Below are 4,631 nucleotides of genomic sequence, written 5' to 3'. Positions count from 1 at the left end.
GGCTACCGCATCGGCCCGTTCGACGTCGAAAGCGCGCTGATCGAACATCCGGCGGTCAACGAGGCAGCGGTCGTCGGCGTGCCCGATCCGCAGCGCACCGAAATCGTCAAGGCCTTCGTCATCCTGGCGCCTGCCTTTCAAGGCAGCGAAGCGCTGGCCGAGGAACTGGCGCAGCACGTCCGCAAGCGCCTCTCGGCCCACGCCTATCCGCGCGAGGTCGAGTTCGTCAGCGAGTTACCGAAGACGCCGAGTGGCAAGATCCAGCGGTTCCTGCTGAGGAAGGCCGAGGTGGAGAAGCGGAAGGGGTAAGCGGGGCTACGCAGGGGGCCCGAGTGGCTCTGGATCGGTCGAGCACCCGAACCTTGACGGCGCGGGCACGGCAGTCTCTTGTTCCAGCAGATTCGGCCGGCAAGGGAGGTGCCCACCATGGAAAAGATCATCCTGGACTGCGACCCCGGACATGATGACGCCATCGCCATCCTGCTGGCGGCAGGCAACCCAAAGATCGATCTTCTCGGCATCACGACGGTTTCGGGCAACCACAATGTCGAGAACACCACGCGCAATGCGCTTTCGGTATGCACCGCCTATGGCATCAAGGTGCCGGTGGCGAAGGGCTCTCCCGGCCCGCTCATCATCGATCAGGTGCTGGCCGTCGAGATCCATGGCGATACCGGGCTCGACGGCCCCGTACTGCCGCCCGCCTCGTTCGAGCTCGACAAGCGGCATGCCGTCGACTTCATCATCGACACCGTCATGGCGCATGAGCCGAAGACGGTCACGCTGGTGCCGGTCGGTCCCTACACCAACATCGCGCTTGCCGTGCGCAAGGATCCTCGCATCGTCGAGCGGGTGAAGCGGGTCGTCGCCATGGGCGGGAGCTATACCAGGGGCAACATCACGCCCGCGGCGGAGTTCAATGTCTACGGCGATCCGGAAGCCGCAGACGTGGTATTCCGCGCCAACTGGGACGTCACCATGGTGGGTCTCGACCTCACCCATCAGGCGCTCGCCACCAAAGAGCTTCAGGACCGGGTGCGCACCGTCGGCGGCCCGATGGCCAAGTTCATTCTCGATATCTGGGAGTTCATCGCGACCACGCATGGCGGCCTGCTGCAGATCGAATATCCCGCCGTCCATGACGCATGCTGCGTCGCGGCCATGATCGACCCGACCGTCTTCACCACCGAGAAGGCCGATATCCGCGTCGAGCTTGCCGGCCGTTGGACCAAGGGCATGACGGTCTGCAATTTCGAGAAGATGGGCGGCATGCACCATTTCGGCGGCACGGCGAGCGAGCAGACCGACTTCCGCCACACCGTGGCGATGAAGCTCGACCATACGAAGTTTTGTGACCTGATTGTGGATGCGCTGGAGCGGTTGGCCAGGCAGAAGGCGTGACTGAAGCCGTATCCCTATGACCTGGTTGCTCCGCAAGCCATCCTTCAATGCGCCACGCCATCCGCAGCGTGGAGCAGCCTCCAGGTCAAACCAACGCGACCATGGAACTGCGAGGCAAAACGCTCTGCGGCCACACTCTCGAGGCCGTCATCGACGAGCGCCTCGATGCTTCGTCGCATCAAGGCAAGCTGCATCTGCCTGGCGTGTTCCAGGTCTGCCTCTCGCATGATTGCCGTGACGTGGTAGGCGACGACGGGCTGGCCGAGGCAAGATAGCAGCGCGTTGGCCTCGGCTGTCACTGCCGTAACTGCGTCTTCGATCTTCATTCTGGCGCTCCTCATCAAACATGATGCTGGCGCCTCCCCGCAAGGCGACTGTGGTCAGTCGCTTCTCTTTTTGAGTTCAGACTGCCCCGCGCGACCGAAAGCGGCCTCGCTGACAATTGCTGTCCTTCCAGATCCCTCGAGCAGCCTCGTTCGGCCCAAAAACACTATCCGCCAAATTTGATTCAAAGGCGACCGGATAGTTAATCGATGGTTAATGGGCCGATTGCATCCCTTGCGGTTGCTGCCGCGCAATTGCCGCAAAGCTGCCCGATGGCTCCCAGCTTGTGGATCGCCACAGGGGGTATGTCATGCGGCTGGTCTGGACCATCATCTTCGCGCTCGTGACCGGCACGGTTTTCGCGGCCTCGCCGGAGGACGATTATATCGCCGCACGCGACAAGGCGATTTCCGCCATCGCGGCAATGGCAAGTGCGAACGACCCCGTGGAAACGCTCGATGCCGCCGGGGCGAAGGCGTTGACCGATCTCGAAGGGCGTCTGTCCACCATTCTCGGCCCCTTGGCGGTTGCCGATTTCCCGGCAAACGGCACGATCAATCTCGGAAGCCTGAGCGATGCCGATATCGGGTTCGGCATGCTCGACGGTTTGCGATACGCCAAAAGCGACGACGGCCCGAGCCTCGTGGCAACGACGCGGGGGCTGCTCGAGCGCTGGCTCCAGTCCAGGGCAGCCGAACTCGACGAAAACTTCAGACTGCCCGCCGACATCGATGCGGCACTGAAGCTCGATGCTTTCTACACCCAGGCGATCAACAGCGACGCCGCGTTCACCGGGACGCTCGACTTGTCCCTGAAGAAGCCAGAAGGCGCAGACATCACCTTTGCACGGCTCGGCGGCTGGGCGCAGGACATAGGGCCGAACCCCGACCAGCAGGTCATTGTCACCATCGTCAAGGGCAACAGCGTCATGATCGCCTCGGCACCCGCGACACCGCCTGTTCCGAAGATCACGGCCTGCGACGCCGTGTGGACCTCGGCGGACGCCGCCGCCCAGAAATTCCAGGAGGCCTACCAAGCCTCGGACCTCAAGGACGAAACGGCGTATGATGCCGCCAACGTCGCCTGGGAAAAAGGTGACGCCGACTATCGCGCCTGCATGGGCCAGCACCTGCCGAGCGAGCCTGTCTTCCCGGCACTTCTCGCCCAGGCCCAGACGCTTGCCGATCACATGGCCGGCAAGTAGGCCCTCCGGCGGCGTCGGCACCATGCCTCCTCAGCCCCGCCGCTGTTGACCCTCGGCGTCCGCTATCGCCACATAAGCGCTCTCGATGGTCTCGAACGTCAGCTCCGGATACAGCGCCCCGGCTTCCGGTGTAGCCGTCTCAAGCGCGGTTTCGCCGCGAATCCAGAACGCCCGCAGCAGTCCGAGCCAGGGGGCTGACGCGATCATCGCCTCAAGCTCCGCCGCATTCTGCTGCACGATGCGCGGCGAGCGGCCGCTCACCCGGCGCCACAGGTCGATCATTTCGCTCTGGGTTGTCCGGTTCCGGGCGATCCGGATTTCGCTGCGGACGGCACTGGGGTCGTTCAGCGCGCGCAAGGTGACCGCGGCGATGTCCTTCTCGCTGACGAACGTCGCCGGCACATTGCCGTCGCCATAAAGCGTCACCTCTTCGGGAGGCAAAGGCGACGGGCCGAAGCGCATCAGATCGCCCAGCGTCGCCACCCAGGTCGAAAAGAAGCCGTTGGTATAGATCACCGTATAGGGCAGATCCGCTTGCTTGATTGCGTCGAACACGGCTCGCTTAAGGTCGAGCGGCGGAACCGAGCCCGGTGCGGCGGCGGCAAAGTCGAGGCCGAAGCCGGCGGAAGGCACGTAGCGGGAGACGCCTGCATCCCTCAGCGCCCGCACCAGCGTCATCTCGCTGGCCGAAGCCACATGCACCGAGCTGATGACGCGGTCGACCGCGCCTGCGGCGCGGACAAGGCTGTCATAGTCGTCGAGATCGCCGACATGGATTTTAGCGCCGAGCTCCTTCAGCGGGCGCAGCCGCTCTTCATTGCCGGCTGTTGAGGGCCGGACCAGGACATGAACATCATTGCCATTGCGGGCGCTGGCCTTCGCCATCTCGCCGCCGAGAAGCCCCGTCGCGCCGATGATCAGGGTGCTGGTCATATCGCCCTCCCATTGCGCAGGATGGAACCGTCCCAGTCGCGCTCCAGGCCGATGTCGTGCAAGCGATGGTCCGAAAAGCGCGCAACCCGGCGCAGCATGCGGCGGCACTCGACGACTGCCGAGGTTCTGAGTGCGAGGCCGCTCATCGCGGCGCTGATGGATTCGAGGGTCGGGTTCATTGTTCGTCTCCTGTGTTTGCCTGGGCGCAAGCGTGCCGACGCCGTCCGCAGGGGGACGAGCATGACGATTGCTCACACTGTTTCTGGTCGTTCAGCGCAGCGACGAGATCGAAAACCCGATCTGGATGCGCTGCTGCATCCATAGATTGGACATTTCCGGGCTGGACGACAAACGACTCTTTGTGCAGGATTTGTGAGTAACGCTCACAGGTGGATCATGCCGCGCAGACTGCCGCCCCTCACCGCCCTGCCCGCCTTTGAAGCCGCTGCCAGGCATCTGAGTTTCTCGAAGGCGGCGGGTGAGCTCAACGTCACCCATGGCGCGGTCAGCCGCGCCATCCGCAACATCGAGGACAGACTGGGCATCCAGCTTTTCGATCGGGGAACGAGGTCCGTGCGCCTGACCTTGGTAGGCGCCGCCTACGCGTCGGAAGTCAGGAAGGCGCTGGACCAGATCGCCGCCGCCACCATCGCCGCCACGCCCGACCGCACCACGGGCATCTTGAATGTCAGCACATCGGACGGTTTTGCCGGCCGCTGGCTGGTGCCGAGGCTGCATCGCTTCCACCGCGCCAACACGGATATCGACG

At 63.9% G+C, this 4,631-nt stretch carries 6 protein-coding genes and 1 pseudogene; 4 read left to right on the top strand and 3 right to left on the bottom strand.

All coding sequences use genetic code 11. The features are described from left to right. Positions 1-309: pseudogene (locus EN935_RS23165) on the top strand (AMP-binding protein); the annotation flags it as partial. A gap of 117 nt (positions 310-426) precedes the next feature. Further along, the gene (locus EN935_RS23160; protein ID WP_127265739.1) at positions 427-1,401 is read left to right on the top strand and encodes a nucleoside hydrolase; all 975 of its coding nucleotides are present in this window, start codon (positions 427-429) and stop codon (positions 1,399-1,401) included. A 44-nt stretch (positions 1,402-1,445) separates the two neighbouring features. Here EN935_RS23160 and EN935_RS23155 read toward each other — a convergent pair whose 3' ends face one another. Further along, on the bottom strand, positions 1,446-1,727 hold the full coding sequence (locus EN935_RS23155; protein WP_245469027.1) for a hypothetical protein: 282 nt from the start codon (positions 1,725-1,727) through the stop codon (positions 1,446-1,448). 308 nt (positions 1,728-2,035) lie between these two features. On the opposite strand from EN935_RS23155, the gene EN935_RS23150 reads away from it, so the two are divergent. Beyond that, positions 2,036-2,929 (top strand): hypothetical protein, encoded by an 894-nt coding sequence (locus EN935_RS23150; protein WP_127265736.1) that lies wholly within the window; start codon positions 2,036-2,038, stop codon positions 2,927-2,929. Between the two features lie 30 nt (positions 2,930-2,959). On the opposite strand, the gene EN935_RS23145 is transcribed toward EN935_RS23150, so the two are convergent. Both EN935_RS23145 and EN935_RS23140 read right to left on the bottom strand, forming a co-directional pair. Further along, on the bottom strand, positions 2,960-3,862 hold the full coding sequence (locus tag EN935_RS23145; protein ID WP_127373640.1) for an NmrA family NAD(P)-binding protein: 903 nt from the start codon (positions 3,860-3,862) through the stop codon (positions 2,960-2,962). Beyond that, positions 3,859-4,041, bottom strand: a complete 183-nt coding sequence (locus EN935_RS23140; RefSeq protein ID WP_127263801.1) for a DUF1127 domain-containing protein — start codon at positions 4,039-4,041, stop codon at positions 3,859-3,861. The genes EN935_RS23145 and EN935_RS23140 overlap by 4 nt, the downstream gene beginning before the upstream one ends. A 217-nt stretch (positions 4,042-4,258) precedes the next feature. Between EN935_RS23140 and EN935_RS23135 the strand changes: the two genes are divergently transcribed. Then, positions 4,259-4,631 (top strand): LysR family transcriptional regulator (locus tag EN935_RS23135; protein ID WP_127373639.1); only part of this gene is annotated, 373 nt, incomplete at its 3' end.

This window comes from Mesorhizobium sp. M7D.F.Ca.US.004.03.1.1, assembly GCF_003998635.1.
In the GTDB taxonomy this organism is placed as follows: domain Bacteria; phylum Pseudomonadota; class Alphaproteobacteria; order Rhizobiales; family Rhizobiaceae; genus Mesorhizobium; species Mesorhizobium loti.
The sequence above is the reverse complement of the archived record's forward strand: the minus strand, read 5'-3'. Positions and strand labels throughout refer to the sequence as shown.